The 18,677-nt window shown below is 72.3% G+C and carries 15 protein-coding genes; 12 read left to right on the top strand and 3 right to left on the bottom strand.

From position 1 onward, the window contains the following. Positions 1-91 precede the first annotated feature (91 nt). Positions 92-811: an RDD family protein gene (locus tag AB0C62_RS21580; RefSeq protein WP_362975394.1), complete on the bottom strand. Its 720-nt coding sequence runs from the start codon at positions 809-811 to the stop codon at positions 92-94. Between the two features lie 263 nt (positions 812-1,074). Between AB0C62_RS21580 and AB0C62_RS21575 the strand changes: the two genes are divergently transcribed. Both AB0C62_RS21575 and AB0C62_RS21570 read left to right on the top strand, forming a co-directional pair. Beyond that, positions 1,075-1,929, top strand: coding sequence for a bifunctional methylenetetrahydrofolate dehydrogenase/methenyltetrahydrofolate cyclohydrolase (locus AB0C62_RS21575; RefSeq protein WP_081218974.1), 855 nt, complete (start codon positions 1,075-1,077; stop codon positions 1,927-1,929). Between the two features lie 277 nt (positions 1,930-2,206). Further along, on the top strand, positions 2,207-2,695 hold the full coding sequence (locus AB0C62_RS21570) for a DUF3017 domain-containing protein (protein ID WP_362975544.1): 489 nt from the start codon (positions 2,207-2,209) through the stop codon (positions 2,693-2,695). Between the two features lie 97 nt (positions 2,696-2,792). Here AB0C62_RS21570 and AB0C62_RS21565 read toward each other — a convergent pair whose 3' ends face one another. After that, positions 2,793-3,206, bottom strand: a complete 414-nt coding sequence (locus AB0C62_RS21565) for a hypothetical protein (protein ID WP_362975392.1) — start codon at positions 3,204-3,206, stop codon at positions 2,793-2,795. A gap of 239 nt (positions 3,207-3,445) precedes the next feature. Between AB0C62_RS21565 and AB0C62_RS21560 the strand changes: the two genes are divergently transcribed. From AB0C62_RS21560 to AB0C62_RS21545, 4 genes are all read left to right on the top strand, one after another. Further along, positions 3,446-4,618, top strand: coding sequence for a sensor histidine kinase (locus AB0C62_RS21560; RefSeq protein ID WP_362975390.1), 1,173 nt, complete (start codon positions 3,446-3,448; stop codon positions 4,616-4,618). Further along, positions 4,615-5,283, top strand: coding sequence for a response regulator transcription factor (locus AB0C62_RS21555; RefSeq protein ID WP_362975388.1), 669 nt, complete (start codon positions 4,615-4,617; stop codon positions 5,281-5,283). The genes AB0C62_RS21560 and AB0C62_RS21555 overlap by 4 nt, the downstream gene beginning before the upstream one ends. A 683-nt stretch (positions 5,284-5,966) precedes the next feature. Next, entirely contained in the window at positions 5,967-7,193 is a 1,227-nt protein-coding gene (locus tag AB0C62_RS21550) for a DUF2690 domain-containing protein (protein WP_362975386.1), read from the top strand. A gap of 655 nt (positions 7,194-7,848) precedes the next feature. Continuing rightward, positions 7,849-8,838, top strand: a complete 990-nt coding sequence (locus AB0C62_RS21545; protein WP_362975384.1) for a malate dehydrogenase — start codon at positions 7,849-7,851, stop codon at positions 8,836-8,838. Between the two features lie 108 nt (positions 8,839-8,946). On the opposite strand, the gene AB0C62_RS21540 is transcribed toward AB0C62_RS21545, so the two are convergent. Continuing rightward, positions 8,947-9,636 (bottom strand): siderophore-interacting protein, encoded by a 690-nt coding sequence (locus AB0C62_RS21540; protein ID WP_362975382.1) that lies wholly within the window; start codon positions 9,634-9,636, stop codon positions 8,947-8,949. 373 nt (positions 9,637-10,009) lie between these two features. Between AB0C62_RS21540 and AB0C62_RS21535 the strand changes: the two genes are divergently transcribed. From AB0C62_RS21535 to AB0C62_RS21510, 6 genes are all read left to right on the top strand, one after another. Continuing rightward, positions 10,010-11,032 (top strand): hypothetical protein, encoded by a 1,023-nt coding sequence (locus AB0C62_RS21535; RefSeq protein ID WP_362975380.1) that lies wholly within the window; start codon positions 10,010-10,012, stop codon positions 11,030-11,032. A 185-nt stretch (positions 11,033-11,217) separates the two neighbouring features. Beyond that, positions 11,218-12,732: an aldehyde dehydrogenase family protein gene (locus AB0C62_RS21530; protein ID WP_362975378.1), complete on the top strand. Its 1,515-nt coding sequence runs from the start codon at positions 11,218-11,220 to the stop codon at positions 12,730-12,732. Positions 12,733-12,926: 194 nt separating this feature from the next. Continuing rightward, on the top strand, positions 12,927-14,456 hold the full coding sequence (locus AB0C62_RS21525; protein WP_362975376.1) for a GMC oxidoreductase: 1,530 nt from the start codon (positions 12,927-12,929) through the stop codon (positions 14,454-14,456). Between the two features lie 89 nt (positions 14,457-14,545). After that, complete coding sequence (locus AB0C62_RS21520; RefSeq protein ID WP_362975542.1) at positions 14,546-15,655, top strand: glycine betaine/L-proline ABC transporter ATP-binding protein; 1,110 nt, start codon at positions 14,546-14,548, stop codon at positions 15,653-15,655. Further along, complete coding sequence (locus AB0C62_RS21515; RefSeq protein ID WP_362975374.1) at positions 15,655-17,595, top strand: ABC transporter permease subunit; 1,941 nt, start codon at positions 15,655-15,657, stop codon at positions 17,593-17,595. The genes AB0C62_RS21520 and AB0C62_RS21515 overlap by 1 nt, the downstream gene beginning before the upstream one ends. A gap of 1 nt (position 17,596) precedes the next feature. Beyond that, the gene (locus tag AB0C62_RS21510) at positions 17,597-18,559 is read left to right on the top strand and encodes an ABC transporter substrate-binding protein (protein ID WP_362975372.1); all 963 of its coding nucleotides are present in this window, start codon (positions 17,597-17,599) and stop codon (positions 18,557-18,559) included. Positions 18,560-18,677: the final 118 nt, after the last annotated feature.

Below are 18,677 nucleotides of genomic sequence, written 5' to 3'. Positions count from 1 at the left end.
TGCCGACGCCGAGGCCCCCGGCCCTCCTCAGGGAGGGCCGGGGGCCTCGGTCGTACCGCGGCGGTCCGTTCTCGACGGCCGTCGTGCGTGGTCAGTGCTGGATGACCATCGTGCTCGCGGCCTTGTCGTGCCAGCCCTGCTGGCGGCCCGACTTGTCCCAGAACGGCGACAGGTAGACCACGAGCTGGCCGATGCCGCAGACGATGCCGCCGACGAGCGGGATGATCCAGCGGATGAACGAGGCGCCCAGGCCGGGCTTCTGGCCGGTGTCGGCCTTCACCACGCGTATGCCGACGGCGAGTTTGCCGAGGGTGCCGCCGACCAGACCGGTCATCAGCCACTCGTAGAGCAGGCCCACGACGGCGAGAATGCCGATCACGGCACCGAACTTGGCGGCGATGTCGGAACCCGCGTTGTCCATGCAGGTCTGGTAGTCCACCGCGTTCGGGTCGCAGTCCCTGGCGGCACCGACGGATCCGGCCACGCCGGCGAAGCCGAGGATCACGTAGATGACGAAGAAGGCGGCGGCATCGATCGCGCGGGCGCCGAACCGGCGTCCCATCGACGCGACCCGCGGGCCGGGTCCTGCCGGATAGCCGTAACCGGGCTGGCCCTGCGGGTAGCCGTACCCGGCCTGGCCCTGGTCGGGGTAGCCGTATCCGGGCTGGCCCTGCTGCGGGTAGCCGTAACCCTGCTGCGGAACGCCGCCCGGCGCCTGCGGATAGGGGGGCTGGCCCTGCTGCGGATGGCCGTAGCCCGGCGGTGGGTTCTGCGGCTGTCCGTACGGGTTGTCCGGCGCGCCGAAAGACATGGCGAGTTTCCTCCGTTGCAAAGGCGGGGACGAAGCGGATTGCGCGGAGGAACGTGGCGATACGAGCGGTTTGCCCCCCAACACTGACCGCGATACTGCGTCGTTCATCGTGATCGGAAGGGCGCATTTTGTCCAGCTCGTGAGATGAGCTGTTGTGCAGTCGCAATCTGGTTGATCACGCTCTCCGGGCGGCTGTGCCGCCTGGCCGCGTCCAGGGGGCCCCGGATTGGAACCATGACCCCGTCATCCGGGAGGATGGGGTCATGACCGCCCAGATTCTCGATGGCAAGGCCACCGCAGCCGCGATCAAGTCCGACCTGACCGTCCGCGTGGCGGCCCTGAAGGAGAAGGGCGTCACGCCCGGCCTCGGGACGGTCCTGGTCGGGGACGACCCCGGCAGCCAGAAGTACGTCGCGGGCAAGCACCGCGACTGCGCCCAGGTCGGTATCGCCTCCATCCAGCGCGAACTGCCCGCGACCGCCACCCAGGAGGAGATCGAGGCGGTGGTCCGCGAACTGAACGAGGACCCCGCCTGCACCGGCTACATCGTCCAGCTGCCGCTCCCCAAGGGCATCGACGAGAACCGCATTCTGGAACTGATGGATCCGGACAAGGACGCGGACGGCCTGCACCCGATGAACCTCGGGCGCCTCGTCCTGAACGAGCCGGCCCCGCTGCCCTGCACCCCGAACGGCGTCCTCACGCTCCTGCGCCGCTACGGCGTGGAGATCAAGGGTGCCGAGGTCGTGGTCGTCGGGCGCGGTGTGACCATCGGCCGTCCGATGCCGCTGCTGCTGACGCGGCGCAGCGAGAACGCCACGGTCACGCAGTGCCACACCGGCACGCGTGACCTCTCCGCGCACCTCAAGCGCGCCGACATCATCGTCGCCGCCGCCGGTTCCGCGCACCTCATCCGGGCCGAGGACGTGAAGCCGGGCGCCGCCGTCCTCGACGTCGGTGTCTCGCGCAGCGCCGAGGGCAAGATCGTCGGGGACGTCCACCCGGACGTCGCCGAGGTCGCCGCGTGGATCTCCCCGAACCCGGGCGGCGTCGGCCCGATGACCCGCGCCCAGCTGCTCGTCAACGTGGTGGAAGCGGCGGAGCGCAGTGTCGGCTGACGGCGGCACCCACCGGTCCGGCGAGGGCGCGGCCAACGGCGCGCGCACGGCCGACGACGCCGAGGCCCGTACCGAGGCCCGTATCGAGGAACGGTCCGCGGTGCGGGCAGGCGCCCGTACCGACACGCGTGCCGAGGCCGCTCCGGCAGCGGAGAACGGGACGCGCGCCGAGCGGGCGGCCGACACGGAGACGAAGGCCGGGGCTCCGGCCCCGGCGGAGGCGGGGGTGAGCGACCCGGACGAGGCGGGGGTGAGCGACCCGGACGAGGCGGAGGCCGTGACCGAGGGCGAGGCCGAGGGCGTCGACGTCGCCGAGACCGGGGACGACATGACGGTGCGGGACGCCATCAGCGCCCCCGACGCCGAGGGCAGGCCGCGCCGCACCACGCGGCGCTTCCCGCTGTTCACCCGGGACACCGCGCGACCCGAGGGCGGCGGCCGGGCGGCGTCCGGTGACGCCCCGGCGCCCGCGCGCCAGTGGCCGATCCTCACCGTCCTGGCGGCGGTCGGACTCGGCCTGCTGCTCACCGCGCTCGACGCGTTCCGGGCCGGCACGATCCTGATCGGCGCCGCGCTCATCGCGGGTGCCGTGATGCGCTGGATCCTGCCGAGCGTGGGCATGCTCGCGGTCCGCTCCCGCTTCACGGACATGGTCACGTACGGCGTCCTCGGCGTCGCCATCGTGCTGCTGGCGCTGATGGCCCAGCCCAGTCCGGTGCTCGTGATCCCGTTCCTCGACGACACCCTGCACTTCACGGTCCGCTGAACCGCGGCCTCACGCGGGCGCACGTGCCGGTGGCCCGTCCTCTCCCCGGGGAGGACGGGCCACCGGTCTTTTCGGGTGGTCGATGCGGCGCGGTCGGTCAGCAGATGATGTACGACATCGCCACCGACGAGAACGACGTGCCACTCGGCGCCTTCAGCGTGACGGGCGAGGAGTCGCCCTTCGGGCCGGCCCAGTTGCTGTCGACGTGGCCGCCGTTGCTGAGCTTTCCGCGGACGAACGGGCAGCGACCGTCGGACTTGGTGTCGTGGACCGTCCCCGTGACCTTCGTGTCGTAGTTGCACCACCAGCCGTTGGCGTAGCCCTGGCCGCTGGAGATGGACCAGCTCTGGGTGCAGGAGTCGGCCGCCGGCGCCTGGACCGCGGCGGTCGCCGCGGGGGCCATGGCGAGGCCGCCGCCGAGCAGCGCGGCGGCCGCCAGGGCACCCGCCACGCGGCCCCGGAGGCTCGTGTTCGTTCCGGTGGTCGTGCTGTTCGTCGTGCGTGTACTCATGGATCCGATTCCCCTCTTCGGATGCGGGCCGGTGGTCGGCCGGCCCGTTGTTCGAAGGCGGTCCGGTGGTCGGCCGGTCCGTCGTGCTCCAGAACGTACGGGCCGCCGCCCGTCGGCCGCGTCCCGCGCCGGTTGTAACTCCGCTCCCAACGGCAGGAGTAGTGGCCCGCCTCTCCACAACCACCGCGGTACTACGTGGGGTTGACGCCCCTGCCGGGTCGCGGCGCTACGCTGCGCCGATGCGCTTCCGGCCGCCCCGCCCGCTCGCCGTCGACACGCTGACCGCTCTCGCCATGGTGTGTGTGGCCGTACTCCTCGGCCAGGAGTCGGCGGCCCAGGGCTGGCCCGAACTCGACGGCACCGCCTACGTCCTGGTGGTCCTCGCGCATCTTCCGGTGGCGCTGCGCGGCAGGGCGCCGCTCGTCGTGTTCGCCGTCGTGGAGGCCGCGGGCGTCGTGTACATCTCCGCGGGCTACTGGCCGGTGGTGAGCACGTTCGGCCCGATGCTCGCCCTCTACACCGTCGCCTCGGTGCGGCAGGCCCGCACCATGGCCGTGTGCGCGGGCGTGTTCGTGGCCGTGTGGATCTACGCCGGGGTGGTCAGCGACAGCGACGCCATGGCGTCCGTCGTGGCGCAGGCACTGGTCTTCTCGTCCGTCCTGTGGCGCTTCGGCTACCTGGCCCGGCGCGCCGCCGAACTCGCCCGCGAACTCCGCGCCGAACAGGCCGAACGCTCCCGCCGCGAGGTCGCCGAGGAACGCGGGCGCATGGCACGGGAGTTGCACGACGTCGTCGCCCACCACATGTCGGTGGTCGCCGTGCAGGCCGGACTCGCCCGGTTCGTCTTCGACTCCGACCCGGCCACCGCCCGCGCCGCCCTCGGCACCATCGGCGACGCGAGCGGTGACGCCCTCGAGGAACTGCGGCGCATGCTCCAGGTATTGCGCGAGGAGGACCTGCGCGACCCGGACCGCGGCCCCGAGGCGCCGATGCCGGGACTCGCCCGCCTCGGCGACCTCGTCGAGCGGGTACGCGCCGGGGGAGTCACGGTCGAACTGCGCGTCGAGGGCACCCCGCGCCCGCTCGCCCCGGGCGTCGAGCTCTGCGCGTACCGCGTCGTGCAGGAGGCCCTCACCAACATCCTCAAGCACGCCCACCGGGCGGCCGCCGCCGTCGAACTCCGCTATGGGGAGCACGAGATGACGGTCGTCGTCACGGATGACGGAGAGGGGGTGATTCCGGACAGACTGCCGGTCGGCGGCGGACACGGCTTGATTGGTATGCGCGAGCGGGCCAAGCTCTACGGCGGGTCGATCAGTATCGGCCCGCGGAGCGAGGGGGGATTCGCCGTGCGGCTGACTCTGCCCACCACCGCGCGGGCCGCACGGCGGGGGGACGAGACCACGGCATGACGACAGTGCTCGTCGTCGACGACCAGTACCTGATCCGGGCCGGTCTCGTCGGGCTCCTGAACGCCGCGCCCGGCATGGAGGTCGTCGGTGAGGCCGAGGACGGCGACGAAGCCGTACGCATCGCCGCCGCGACCCGGCCCGACGTGATCCTCATGGACATCCGGATGCCCGGTACGAACGGCATCCAGGCCACCGAACGCATCCTCGCCGAGGCCGCCGACCCCGCTCCGCGCATCCTCGTCCTGACCACCTTCGACCTCGACGAGTACGTGTACGGGGCGCTGCGGGCCGGCGCGTCCGGGTTCCTGCTGAAGGACTCGGGGCCCGAGCGGCTGCTCGCCGCGGTGGCCGCGGTCGGCGGCGGCGACGCGCTCTTCGCGCCCAGCGTCACCCGCCGCCTCGTCGAGGCCTTCGCCCGCCAGGCCGCCCCCGCCCCCGGCGCCGAGGCGCCGCCCGGCCTCGCCGCGCTGACCTCCCGCGAGGTCGAGGTACTCAAGCTCATCGCGGGCGGCCTGTCCAACCTGGAGATCGCCGACCGCCTGTACATCAGCGAGGCCACGGTCAAGACCCACCTCAACCGGACGATGACCAAACTCGCCCTGGACAGCCGGGCGCAGGCGGTCGTCGTCGCCTACGAGACGGGACTCGTCACGCCGGGACGGTGACCGGGCGCGGGGCCGGTACGAGCTGCGGGTGCCGGGCCCGGGTACGACAGCGGCCCGTCCTCTCCCCCTAGTAAGGACGGGCCGCGATCGGGCGGGTGGACCGCCTGGGGTCAACCCTTGTGCACCGGACAGGGCCCGTTCAACAGTCGGCCGGTCCCTGTGGCACGGAAGTGACCGTTCCGGTACGGTGTCCGCGCCCTGCTACGGGAACCGCCCGACTGTGGCCCTCCGAGCGGCCGTTGGGGCGGGTGGGTCCTCTCGCCGGGGACCGTCCGCCGTACGGGCCCACCGCACGGGGTGCGGACGCCTCCTTCTCTCCGGACCGGTCGCCCGCCCTGCGGCTCCTGACCGCTTCTGTGACCTCTGAGGTCCCCCATGTGTCCTCGTTGTGTCGATGTGTTGACAAGTTTGGTGATGTGCGCCGAACGGCCTGTTCGTACGGGCTGCCGATGGAACACTGGATCGTGGTCCGGGTGGCGCACGACGGTGCCCGCTCCGGCCTGAATGCACCCGTGCGCCCCCGGCTCGGGAACTGGAAACCCGGCCGGGCGCATCCCTGTGGGTAGCCAGAACGGGGACGCGGCGGAGACGGTGTCGTCCCCCGCCGGACACGGTGACCGGGAGCAGGGGGAGGCGCACGCGGGGAATCGTCGTGCACGAAACGGGGGAAGAGGGGGGAAGCAATGCCTCGTTGGAAGGGCTTGCCGGATGAACTCGATCCGCAGGTCAAGGAGTTCGCCGGCCAGCTGCGGCGGCTCGTCGACCGGAGCGGGCTGAGCATCGCCGCCGTGGCCGACCGCACGGGCTACAGCAAGACGTCCTGGGAGCGCTATCTGAACGGGCGGCTGCTCGCGCCCAAGGGGGCGATCGTCGCGCTGTCCGAGGTGACCGGGGCGAGCCCCGTCCATCTCACGACCATGTGGGAGCTGGCCGAGCGCGCCTGGAGCCGTTCGGAGATGCGGCACGACATGACGATGGAGGCGATCCGGATATCCCAGGCGCGCGCCGCGCTCGGGGAGTTCGGGCCGGCGGCCGGTGCCAAGGGGGGCGCCGTGAGCGGGAAGGGCGGGCAGCAGGCCGCGTCCGGCCGACGGGCCGGCAGCGCGACCGCGACGCCGGGGATCGCCGGGCCGGCGGGGGTCTCGCCCACGATTCCGCCGAAGGCGTCACCGTCGACGCCCTCGGTGTCGCCGTCCGTGCCGCTCCAGCCGACCGGGCGGGACGGGGGCGAACCGTCGTACGGAGGGACGCCGTCGTCGCGGTCGGGCTCGGGAGCGGGCGCCGGTGGCTGGGGAGTGGTCGCCCCGCCGCGTGGCGGGGGTGAGGCCCCCGCAAACAGCGCGCCGGGTGCCGGCGGGGCGGCCGGGGGGCCGTCGCCGCAGGACGCGCGGCCCGTCGGGGCGGGGGAGGACCGTGCGCGGCGCAAGCGGCGTCTGATGATGTTCCTCGCCGGCGTCGTGGGGGCGCTGGTGGTCGTCGCGGTGGCCGTGTATCTCACCCAGGGCGGGGACAAGAAGGAAGCCGGCGGTGCACGGAAGACCCCGGCGGTGTCCGCGAGCACGCAGCCCGATCTGCCGCCCGGCGTGAAGTGCGCCGGAGCCTCGTGCACCGGCAGGGACCCGGAGAACATGGGCTGCGGCGGTGAACTGGCCACGACCACCACCAGCGTGACGGTGGGTACGACGCTGGTGGAGGTGCGCTACAGCAAGACGTGCGGGGCCGCGTGGGCGCGGATCACGCAGGCGGCGCGGGGGGACCGGGTCGACGTGTCGTCCGGGACCGCGGCGAAGCAGACGGGAGCGGTCGACGCGGACCCGGACGCGTACACGCCGATGGTCGCGGTGAAGGACGCGGGGGACGCGCGGGCCTGCGCGACGCTGAAGTCCGGGCAGAAGGGCTGCACGAAGTAGGCGGTCTCGCCTTGGCGGTCCTCCCGGTGGGCTCCGGTGGGTGGGTCGGGGCCGTGCCGGTACATCCGCCCGTCGCCGTTGGATCAGACGGGGGCGGAGCAGTGGGAGTTGCTCGATCCGGACGTAGGCGACGGGCATGTGATGTACCGGCACGGCCCCTCGCGCCGGAACGCTGGGTGCGGGCAGAGTTTTCAGCCCCTCCGGCGTTTGAGGAGCGGGGTCTGGAGCGGGAGCCCCAGGTACGGGTCGGGATAGGGGCGGAGGGGGCGAAAGACGGTCTTTAAGGGCGTCGGAGAAATTCCGCGGGAGGGTGAATGAGTTCGCGGTAAGGGGGCAGGCGATCCGTACCCCCACGGGATCCGGTGCTGTCGGGGAGGGAGAAACCGCCTCCCCCGACTCCCGGCACCCTCATGGCGGTCGCCGAGCTCACCCCCTCTCCCGGGCCCGGCGACCGCCTCCCCCCGAGATCTGTGGGGTGGGCCACACGGACCCGGACGTACGGGGTCCCCGATGCGCGATAGCCTGACGGCGGATCTCTCTTGACGCCGAGAGATCGATCATCGAACCCCTTGATCGATCATTGCGGCGGTTGCCGGGGAAGATCCTGCACCCGGGGCAGGGACGCCCCACCGCCTGCTGTCATACGGAGAACGCCATGACCCGCACTCCCGTGAACGTCACCGTCACCGGCGCGGCCGGCCAGATCGGTTACGCCCTGCTCTTCCGTATCGCCTCCGGCCAGCTGCTCGGCGCGGACGTGCCGGTCAAGCTGCGCCTCCTGGAGATCACGCCGGCGCTGAAGGCCGCCGAGGGCACCGCCATGGAGCTCGACGACTGCGCCTTCCCGCTCCTCCAGGGCATCGACATCACGGACGACCCGAACGTCGCCTTCGACGGCACCAACGTCGGCCTGCTCGTCGGCGCCCGCCCCCGCACCAAGGGCATGGAGCGCGGCGACCTGCTCTCCGCCAACGGCGGCATCTTCAAGCCGCAGGGCAAGGCGATCAACGACAACGCCGCGGACGACGTCAAGATCCTGGTCGTCGGCAACCCGGCGAACACGAACGCGCTCATCGCGCAGGCCGCCGCCCCGGACGTACCCGCCGAGCGCTTCACGGCGATGACGCGTCTGGACCACAACCGCGCGCTGACCCAGCTCGCGAAGAAGACCGGCAGCACGGTCGCCGACATCCAGCGTCTGACGATCTGGGGCAACCACTCCGCCACCCAGTACCCCGACATCTTCCACGCCACGGTCGGCGGCAAGAACGCTGCCGAGGTCGTGAGCGACGAGAAGTGGCTCGCCGAGGACTTCATCCCGACCGTCGCCAAGCGTGGCGCCGCGATCATCGAGGCCCGTGGCGCGTCCTCGGCCGCCTCCGCCGCCAACGCCGCCATCGACCACGTGTACACCTGGGTGAACGGCACGGCGGACGGCGATTGGACCTCCATGGGTATCCCGTCGGACGGCTCGTACGGCGTCCCGGAGGGCCTCATCTCGTCCTTCCCGGTCACCACGAAGGACGGCCGTTACGAGATCGTCCAGGGCCTGGACATCAACGAGTTCTCCCGCGCCCGCATCGACGCCTCCGTCAAGGAGCTCGAGGAGGAGCGCGAGGCGGTCCGCGGTCTCGGCCTGATCTGACCCGCCCGGACCGCCTCCACCGAGGCCGGTCCCCAGCGGTGAACCACGACGCCCGGACGGTGAAAGCCGTCCGGGCGTCGGTGCGTTGGGGCTCGTCGATCGACGGGGCTATTCCAGCCCCCGCTTCCCCGGCGCCCAGAACGGCTTCGTCACCACCGTGCGGCGGTCCCAGCCGGATTCCTGGACGAGGATCCGCTTCACGCTCTGCACGGTCCGGGCCTCGCCCGCGACGTACGCGACGCCGCCCGGCGCCGGGTTCAGCCCGCGAACCGCGTCGGCGAGGGAACCGGTGCCGCGCAGCGTCCAGTCGAGGCGTTCCGTGTGCGGGAGCGGGAGTCTGTCCTCGGGGGTACGCGTCTCCAGGCAGCCCGAGACGTTCGCCGACGCGGGCAGCGCCGCCAGCATCGACCCGAACGCGACCGACGCCGTCTCGTCCCCGACGAACACGTGGTGCGTGGCGTCGGGTCGCAGCACGAACGACCCCTCGGGTCCGCCGAACCGGACCGTGTCTCCGGTGCGCACGCTCCGCCCCCAGCGCGCCCCGGGCCCCGCGCCCTCGTGGTCCAGCACGCACAACTCGACGGCGCCCGCGGGGTCGTAGCGCCAGACCGAGTACGTCCGCCGGGTCAGCGTGCCCTCCACCAGGACCCGCACCTGTTGTCCCGGACGTGGATCGAGGCCGGCCAGGGCGGGGCCCTCGACGCGCAGACGCCGCATGCGCGCGGCCACCGGTTCGGCCTCGGTGACCGTGCCCTGGAGCATCAGCCGGTCCAGGACACGTGTGAGCAGCGCGGGCATCGAATGCTCCTCGGGGGAGGGGTGTTGGGGGGCGCTGGGAGGGCGCGCTGCCACCGTAGAGGGGTCGGCGGGCCTGTTCCAGTGCGGGTTCGGTACGGGACGCGTGCGTGCGGCTCAGCACTCGCGGGGGAGGGTGAGGGGTCGACCGGCCGGCCGAGCACGGGGACGTGCCGGGCGGGCGGGACTGGTGGGGCGTACGGAAAGTACGCATCGAACAGACGTGCTTTGTCGCCATAAAGAGGGGTGCGTTGGGCGCGAACGTCACTATCGTCGTTGCGTACGGTCCGCCCGGGTCAGGGGAGCGGCCGGGTCCGGCGATCAGGCGCCGGGGCTCGGTCGGCGGACGGGGCCGTGACGGAGCGGGGGCGACGGGATGGCGCAGCGATGGGACGCGGACCGTCGGCAGTGGGTCGACGACGGCGACGAGGGCGACGGACGTGAGGACCGCGACCCCACGTCCCCTTCCGACGGTGGCCGGGCGCAGGGGGACAGGGAGCAGCGGAACGGCGAGCAGTGGTGGGCCGCCGCCACGCAGGCCGGGGCCGTGCGGCCCGACCTGTACCCGCCGCAGCCCGCCGGGACGCCCGGTGCTTCCGGAGGTCCGCCGTCGCAACAGCAGTCCTGGCCGCCCCAGCAGCAGTCCCCCGCCTGGTCGCCGCCCGTCCAGCCGTGGCCCGGGGGCGGTGCGCCCCCGCCCGACGGGGGTCAGGGGCAGGGGCCCGGGGACTCGCGGCGGCTGTTGCTGGTGATCGTCGCGGTGGCTGTTCTGGCGGGCGGTGTCGGAGGCGGGCTCTGGGCGCTCACCAGGGACGACGCGGCGAACGATGGGACGCAGGGTGCCTCGTCCGGGCCCGCGGTCACCGTCACGGCGACCACCGGTGTCCCCTCGGACGGCCCGTACAACACCGGCGACGAGGGCGCCTACGCCGACCCGGTCTCGCCCGCCGCGCCGGCGCCGTCCCCCGGGTACAGCAGGGCGGTCGATCCGCTCGGCTACACCGTGGACGTGCCCACCGGCTGGGCGCGCGACCAGACCCAGGGGAAGCTGGCGCCGGTCGTCACGTACACGGCCCCCGGCGGCAACCGCAAGCTCATGGTGTTCGAGGTCAAGGAGGTCTCCGTGACGGACTCCTCGGCGCAGGCCCAGGACATCGCGGAGGGGTTCAAGGGCTACCGGTACCTGAACCGGCGGAGCGGCGCCGACTGGACGGAGTTCAGCTACCGCTACGACAGCAGGCAGTTCGGGGCCACCGAGACCATCGACCACCGCTTCCAGGCCGCGGACGGCACGCCGTACGCCATCGTCGCCAGCGGTCCCGCCGGTACGGACATGAGTGACCAGCTCACGACGGCCCTGGACTCCTTCTGTCCGACCGGGTCCGCCTGCGGCAGCTGATCGCCGCCGCACGGCCTGTAATTCGTCCCTTCTCGTCCTGTTTTGGTGGGTTTTTCCGTGACCTGGCGCACTATCGGTGCCCGGTTGTGCATGCATCCGAGGCCGATGGGCATGTGCTCACGGCCCCGGGGGTCACACCTGTGTGACTCACGGGCGTCGAACAGGAACGGAAGGCAACACCGATCATGGCCGGACAGAAGCAGGCAGAACAGACCATCCACGTGGGCGGCGAGTGGCGCGCGGCGCTCTCCGGCGCGACGCGCGAGATCCTCGACCCCGCCGATGCCCAGCCGTTCGCCGTGGTCGCGGAGGGCGACGAGAAGGACACCGACCTCGCGGTCGCCGCCGCCCGCCGCGCCTTCGACGAGGGCCCCTGGCCGCACACCCCCGTCGCCGACCGCGCCGCCCTGCTGCGCCGCGTCGCCGACCTCCTCGTCCGTGACCGCGAGGAACTCGGCCTGCTGGAGAGCCGGGACGCGGGCAAGACCGTGGAGGAGGGGCGCGTCGACATCGACTGTGTCGCCGACGCCTTCCGCTACTTCGCCGACCTCGTCGTGGGGGAGGGCGGCGGACGCGTGGTCGACGCGGGCTCGGCCGACATCCACAGCGTCGTCGTGCACGAACCCGTCGGGGTCTGCGCGCTGATCACCCCCTGGAACTACCCCCTCCTCCAGGCCAGTTGGAAGATCGCCCCGGCGCTCGCCGCGGGCAACACCTTCGTGGTCAAGCCCAGCGAGATCACCCCGCTCACCACCGTCGCCCTGCTCGGTCTGCTCGCCGAGGCGGGCCTCCCCGACGGGGTCGCGGGAATCGTCACCGGCCCCGGCCACACGGTCGGCGCCCGCCTCGCCGAGCACCCCGACGTCGACCTCGTCTCCTTCACCGGCGGCCTGGTCAGCGGCACGAAGGTCGCACACGCCGCCGCCGACACGGTCAAGAAGGTCGCGCTCGAACTCGGCGGCAAGAACCCCAACGTCGTCTTCGCCGACGCCTGCGCCACCGAGGAGGGCTTCGACACCGCGGTCGACCAGGCCCTCAACGCCGCCTTCATCCACAGCGGCCAGGTCTGCTCGGCGGGCTCGCGCCTCATCGTCGAGGAGTCCGTCCGCGAGCGCTTCGTCGCCGAACTCGCCCGCAGGGCAGGCGCGATCCGGCTCGGTCGCGGCACCGAGGACGGCGTGGAATGCGGCCCGCTCGTCTCCGAGCAGCAGCGCGAGAAGACCGAGGCGTACGTCGCCTCCGCGCTGGCCGAGGGAGCGGTGCTGCGGTCCGGCGGCAAGCGGCCCGAGCCGTCCGACGTCCGGCCCGCCACCGGCTACTTCTACGAGCCGACCGTCCTCGACCAGTGCCACCGCGAGATGCGCGTCGTCCGCGAGGAGGTCTTCGGACCCGTCCTGACCGTGGAGACGTTCGCCACCGAGGACGAGGCCGTCGCCCTCGCCAACGACACCGAGTACGGCCTGGCCGGCGCCGTCTGGACCGCCGACGCCGGCCGCGCCCGACGCGTCGCCGGCCGGCTGCGCCACGGCACGGTCTGGATCAACGACTTCCACCCCTACCTCCCGCAGGCGGAGTGGGGCGGCTTCGGCAAGAGCGGCGTCGGACGCGAACTCGGCCCGGCCGGACTCGCCGAGTACCGCGAGACCAAGCACGTCTACCAGAACCTCGCGCCGCGGCCCGTGCGCTGGTTCGCCGGCTGAGACCCGGCCGGCCCCGCTCGCCGGCCCGCGGGTCGACCGCTGTGCACCGGGCGTCCGATCAGCCCTTTCCCCCCGGGGCCGCGTCCCCGATCCGCCGCCCGGTGCCGGCCCGCGGCCCCGCCGTCCCCACCTCCGGTCCCCTCTTCCTCCCCCTCCAACCCCCCACCGAACAAGGCACCTTGGAGCACCTCTTCATGTCCCAGCACGAGAACACGTACGACTACGTCGTCATCGGCGGCGGCACGGCGGGCTCCGTGATCGCGTCCCGCCTCACCGAGAACCCCGACGTCACCGTCGCCGTCATCGAGGGCGGGCCCAGCGACGTGGGCCGCGACGACGTCCTGACCCTGCGCCGCTGGATGGGCCTGCTCGGCGGGGAACTCGACTACGACTACCCGACGACCGAGCAGCCGCGCGGCAACTCCCACATCCGGCACAGCCGTGCCCGGGTGCTCGGCGGCTGCTCGTCGCACAACACCCTCATCGCGTTCAAGCCGCTGCCCTCCGACTGGGACGAGTGGGAGGCGGCCGGCGCCAAGGGCTGGGGCGCGGTGCCGATGGAGGCGTACTTCGCGCGGCTCCTCAACAACATCGTGCCGGTCGACGAGAAGGACCGGAACGCCATCGCCCGCGACTTCGTGGACGCCGCGCAGAGCGCGCTCGACGTGCCCCGCGTCGAGGGCTTCAACCAGAAGCCGTTCACCGAGGGCGTCGGCTTCTTCGACCTCGCGTACCACCCGGAGAACAACAAGCGCTCCAGCGCCTCCGTCGCGTACCTGCACCCCGTGATGGACGAACGCCCCAACCTGACCATCCTGCTGGAGACCTGGGCGTACAAGCTGGAACTCGACGGGACCCGCGTCACCGGCGTCCACGTCCGCACGAAGGACGGCGAGGAGGTCCTCGTGAGCGCCAGGAACGAGGTCCTGCTCTGCGCGGGCGCCGTCGACTCCCCGCGGCTGCTGCTGCACTCCGGCATCGGCCCCGCCGGTGACCTGGAGGAACTGGACATCCCCGTCGTGCACGACCTGCCCGGCGTCGGCGAGAACCTCCTCGACCACCCCGAGTCCGTGATCGTCTGGGAGACCAACGGGCCGATCCCCGAGAACTCCGCGATGGACTCCGACGCGGGCCTCTTCGTACGCCGCGACCCCGAACAGCAGGGCCCCGACCTGATGTTCCACTTCTACCAGATCCCGTTCACGGACAACCCGGAGCGCCTCGGCTACGAACGCCCCGCGCACGGCGTCTCGATGACCCCCAACATCCCCAAGCCGCGCAGCCGCGGCCGCCTCTACCTGACGAGCGCCGATCCGGCCGTCAAGCCCGCCCTCGACTTCCGGTACTTCACGGACGAGGACGACTACGACGGCCGCACCCTCGTCGACGGCATCAAGATCGCCCGGGAGATAGCCAAGGCCGAGCCGCTCGCCGGCTGGCTCAAGCGCGAGGTCTGCCCCGGCCCCGCCGTCACGGACGACGAGGAACTCAGCGCGTACGCACGCCAGGTCGCGCACACCGTCTACCACCCGGCGGGCACCTGCCGGATGGGCGAGGTCTCCGACGAACACGCGGTCGTCGACCCGGAGTTGAGGGTCCGCGGTCTCGAAGGCATCAGGATCGCCGACGCCTCCGTCTTCCCGACCATGCCCGCCGTGAACCCGATGATCGGGGTGCTCATGGTCGGCGAGAAGGCCGCCGAACTGATCGGAGGCGGTGCGTGATGAGTACGACCACCGACGTGAACCCGTCCGCCGCGGACGACAGCACGGCAGGCGTCACCACAACCACCCTGCACGGCAAGGGAGTCGAGATGAGCGGCAACGAGACCGAGCCCGTCTTCTCCGTACAGAACCTGTGGAAGGTCTTCGGGCCGAAGGCCGACCGTGTCCCCGGCGACCCCGAACTCGCCTCGCTCGACGCCGCCGAACTGCGCGAGGCCACCGGCTGCACCGCCGCCGTCCGCGACGTCAGCTTCGACGTCCGCAAGGGCGAGGTCTTCGTCGTCATGGGCCTGTCCGGCTCGGGCAAGTCCACGCTCGTCCGCTGCCTCACCCGGCTGATCGAGCCGACCTCGGGCCGTCTCGCCATCGACGGCGAGGACGTCCTCGCCATGGACAAGGGCCGGCTGCGCGAACTGCGCCGCCACCGCGCCGCCATGGTCTTCCAGCACTTCGGCCTGCTGCCGCACCGCTCCGTCCTCGACAACGTCGCCTACGGCCTGGAGATCCAGGGCGTGCCGCGTGAGGAACGCCGCGCGAAGGCCGCCGAGGTCGTCGCCAAGGTCGGCCTGGAGGGCATGGAACAGCGCAGGCCCGGACAGCTCTCCGGCGGCCAGCAGCAGCGCGTCGGGCTGGCCCGCGCGCTCGCCGTCGACCCCGAGGTCCTGCTCTTCGACGAGCCGTTCAGCGCGCTCGACCCGATGATCCGGCGGGACATGCAGGAGGAGGTCGTCCGGCTGCACCACGAGGAGGGCCGCACCATGGTCTTCATCACCCACGACCTCTCCGAGGCACTGCGCCTCGGCGACCGCATCGCCCTGATGCGCGACGGACGGATCGTCCAACTCGGCACCCCCGAGGAGATCGTCGGCTCCCCGGCCGACGACTACGTCCGCGAGTTCGTCCGGGACGTACCCCGCGAACAGGTCATGACCGTGCGGACGGCGATGCGGCCCGGCGACTGCGGCGCGACCGAGCACCCCGGCGCCCTCGCCCCCGGCACCGTCGTCGCCGACGCCATCAGGACCGTCTCCGGCAGCGGACGCGCTGCCTGCGTCGTCCAGGACGGCCGCTGCCTCGGCGTCGTCGACCACGAGCGGCTGCTCGCCGTCGTCGCCGGCTCCGACCTGACCGCCGGCGCGGATGCCCGGACCGGCGCGGACCCACGCGGCGGGGCGGACCTGCGGAAGGAGGCGGTGTGATGGCCACAGTCACCGCGTCCGCTCCCCGCACCGTCCTGCCCGCCCGCCTCCGACACCCCGCCGTCGGCAAACTCCTGCTGCTCGCCGTCGTCGCCGCGGTCCTCGTGCCGCTCGCCGACGCCCGCTGGGCCAGCGGCAGTTGGCCGCACGCCCTCACCGTCGACCTGACCGAACCGCTCGGCAAGGCCAGCGACTGGATCATCGACAACCGCGACAGCCACCCGCTGTTCCTCTACTTCTTCGGCTACGTCAGCAACGCCGTCGTCCTCTCCGTACGCGGCGTCTACCTGCTGCTCCTCGCGGCCGGCTGGGCCGGAGTGACCGCCGTCGCCGCCGTGATCGCCTGGCGCGCCGCCGGGGTCCGGCTGGCGCTCGGCACCGGCGCCGCGTTCCTCGCCTGCGGACTGCTCGGCATGTGGGTGCCCACCATGCAGACCCTCGCGGTCATGGTGGTCGCCGTCCTCGCCTCCGTCGTCCTCGGCGCCCTGCTCGGCCTCGCCGCCGGGCTCTCCGACCGCACCCACCGCGCGCTGCGCCCCGTCCTGGACACCATGCAGGTGCTCCCGGCCTTCGCGTACCTGCTGCCGGTCGTGCTGGTCTTCGGCATCGGCGTCCCCGCGGCCGTCCTCGCCACCGTCGTCTACGCCGCCCCGCCCATGGCCCGCCTCACCGCGCTCGGACTGCGCGACGCGGACGAGGGCGTGATGGAGGCCGTCGCCTCGCTCGGCGCCACGGCCCGCCAGCGCCTGCTCACCGCACGCCTCCCGCTGGCCCGCAAGGAACTCCTCCTCGGCCTCAACCAGACGATCATGATGGCGCTGTCCATGGCCGTCATCGCCTCCGTCATCGGCGCCGGCGGCCTCGGTGACCGCGTCTACCAGGCCCTCGCCTCCGTCGACGTGGGCGCCGCCCTCTCCGCCGGCATCCCGATCGTGCTCCTCGCCGTCGTCCTCGACCGCGTCACCGGCGCGGCCGGCGAACGCCTCGGCGAGGCCCGCACGAGCACCCCCTGGCTGTACGGAGCGGCGGCCGCGGTGGTCGTCGCCGTCGCCGGGCGACTCGTCGGCCGGCTGGACTGGCCCGATGCGTGGGTCGTCAACATCGCCGAGCCGGTGAACAACGCCGTCGACTGGATGACCGACCACCTCTACTCGGGCGTCCCCTACATCGGCGGCACCGCCGACTGGGCCGGCCACTTCACCACCTGGGTCCTCGACCCCGTCCGGGACGGCCTCCAGTGGCTGCCCTGGTGGTCGGTGCTGCTGATCGTCGCCGCCCTGGCCTGGCTCATCGGCACCTGGCGCACCGCGCTCACCGCCGTCCTCGCCATGGCCGCGATCGGCGTGCTCGGCGTGTGGAAGCCGTCCCTCGACACGCTGTCGCAGGTCCTCGCGGCCGTCGCCGTCACCCTGGTGATCGGCTTCGCCGTCGGCATCGCGGCCGCCCGCAGCGAACGCTTCGAGCGGCTGCTCCGACCGGTCCTCGACGTCTTCCAGACCATGCCGCAGTTCGTGTACCTCATCCCCGTGGTCGCACTGTTCGGCGTCGGCCGCGCACCCGCCGTCGCCGCGGCCGTGGTCTACGCGCTGCCCGCCGTCGTCCGCATCACCACCCAGGGCCTGCGCGCCGTCGACCCGGCCGCCATGGAGGCCTCGCGCTCCCTCGGCGCGACCCCCACGCAGCAACTGCGCCAGGTCCAGCTCCCGCTGGCCCGCCCGGCGCTGCAACTCGCCGTCAACCAGGGCGTCGTCCTCGTCCTCGCCGTCGTCATCATCGGCGGCCTCGTCGGCGGTGGCGCGCTCGGCTACGACGTCGTGTTCGGTCTCGCCCAGGGCGACCTGGCCACTGGACTGGTGGCCGGCGCCGCGATCGTCTGCCTCGGCCTGATGCTCGACCGGGTGACCCAGCCCACCGAACGCCGCGTGAGGAAGGGAGCCTGACATGCGACTCCGTACGACATCCGCGGCCGTGGCCGGCGCATCGGCCCTGCTGCTGCTCACCGGCTGTGGCGCCGCCGACATGACCAAGCAGGCCTCGCCCTTCGCGAACGCCCGGGGCGCGAAGACGGTGACCCTGTCCGTGCAGTCCTGGGTCGGCGCCCAGGCCAACGTGGGCGTGGCGCAGTACCTGCTCGAACACGAACTGGGCTACCGCGTCGACACCGTCCAGGTCGACGAGGTGCCCGCCTGGGACGCGCTGAGCCAGGGCCGCGTCGACGCGATCCTGGAGGACTGGGGCCACCCGGACCAGGAGAAGCGCTACGTCACCGACAAGAAGCTCATCGCCCCCGGCGGCGACCTCGGCGTGACCGGGCACATCGGCTGGTACGTCCCGACGTACTTCGCCAAGCAGCACCCCGACGTCACGAACTGGAAGAACCTGAACAAGTACGCCGACCAGCTGCGCACCCCCGAGAGCGGCGGCAAGGGACAGCTCCTCGACGGTTCCCCGTCGTACGTCACCAACGACAAGGCGCTGGTGAACAACCTGAAGCTGAACTACCAGGTGGTGTTCGCCGGTTCGGAAGCCGCCCAGATCACGCAGATGAAGCAGTTCGCGAAGGAGAAGAAGCCCTTCCTGACGTACTGGTACTCCCCGCAGTGGCTGTTCGAGAAGGTCCCGATGACCGAGGTGAAGCTGCCCGCCTACAAGGAGGGCTGTGACGCGGACGCGGCGAAGGTCGCCTGCGCCTATCCGCACACCCCGCTGCAGAAGTACCTCAACGCCGACTTCGCGAAGACCGGCGGGAAGGCCGCCGCCTTCCTGAAGAAGTTCAAGTGGACCACCGAGGACCAGAACGAGGTCTCCCTGATGATCGCCAACGACAAGTTGACGCCGCAGGAGGCCGCGAAGAAGTGGGTCGACCAGCACAGGTCGACGTGGCGGGCCTGGCTGCCTTCGTAGCCTGGGCACGCACGGGGTGGGGGGGGTGACGCCGTCCTTATCGAGGGCGATCTCACCGGTTCGGCGGTCCTTGACCTTCGGCTGCGGAGCCTTGGCGACCATCACGGCCGCGTTCGTG

The sequence above is a fragment of the Streptomyces sp. NPDC048643 genome, from assembly GCF_040650615.1.
Classification (GTDB): Bacteria; Actinomycetota; Actinomycetes; order Streptomycetales; family Streptomycetaceae; genus Streptomyces.
The sequence above is the reverse complement of the archived record's forward strand: the minus strand, read 5'-3'. Positions and strand labels throughout refer to the sequence as shown.

What these genes read in the sequence shown, in the direction of transcription:
- AB0C62_RS21580 (WP_362975394.1), bottom strand. Translation starts at nt 811, where the DNA reads ATGTCTTTCGGCGCGCCGGACAACCCGTACGGACAGCCGCAGAACCCA.
- AB0C62_RS21575 (WP_081218974.1), top strand. Translation starts at nt 1,075, where the DNA reads ATGACCGCCCAGATTCTCGATGGCAAGGCCACCGCAGCCGCGATCAAG.
- AB0C62_RS21565 (WP_362975392.1), bottom strand. Translation starts at nt 3,206, where the DNA reads ATGAGTACACGCACGACGAACAGCACGACCACCGGAACGAACACGAGC.
- AB0C62_RS21560 (WP_362975390.1), top strand. Translation starts at nt 3,446, where the DNA reads ATGCGCTTCCGGCCGCCCCGCCCGCTCGCCGTCGACACGCTGACCGCT.
- AB0C62_RS21555 (WP_362975388.1), top strand. Translation starts at nt 4,615, where the DNA reads ATGACGACAGTGCTCGTCGTCGACGACCAGTACCTGATCCGGGCCGGT.
- AB0C62_RS21550 (WP_362975386.1), top strand. Translation starts at nt 5,967, where the DNA reads ATGCCTCGTTGGAAGGGCTTGCCGGATGAACTCGATCCGCAGGTCAAG.
- AB0C62_RS21545 (WP_362975384.1), top strand. Translation starts at nt 7,849, where the DNA reads ATGACCCGCACTCCCGTGAACGTCACCGTCACCGGCGCGGCCGGCCAG.
- AB0C62_RS21540 (WP_362975382.1), bottom strand. Translation starts at nt 9,636, where the DNA reads ATGCCCGCGCTGCTCACACGTGTCCTGGACCGGCTGATGCTCCAGGGC.
- AB0C62_RS21535 (WP_362975380.1), top strand. Translation starts at nt 10,010, where the DNA reads ATGGCGCAGCGATGGGACGCGGACCGTCGGCAGTGGGTCGACGACGGC.
- AB0C62_RS21530 (WP_362975378.1), top strand. Translation starts at nt 11,218, where the DNA reads ATGGCCGGACAGAAGCAGGCAGAACAGACCATCCACGTGGGCGGCGAG.
- AB0C62_RS21525 (WP_362975376.1), top strand. Translation starts at nt 12,927, where the DNA reads ATGTCCCAGCACGAGAACACGTACGACTACGTCGTCATCGGCGGCGGC.
- AB0C62_RS21520 (WP_362975542.1), top strand. Translation starts at nt 14,546, where the DNA reads ATGAGCGGCAACGAGACCGAGCCCGTCTTCTCCGTACAGAACCTGTGG.
- AB0C62_RS21515 (WP_362975374.1), top strand. Translation starts at nt 15,655, where the DNA reads ATGGCCACAGTCACCGCGTCCGCTCCCCGCACCGTCCTGCCCGCCCGC.
- AB0C62_RS21510 (WP_362975372.1), top strand. Translation starts at nt 17,597, where the DNA reads ATGCGACTCCGTACGACATCCGCGGCCGTGGCCGGCGCATCGGCCCTG.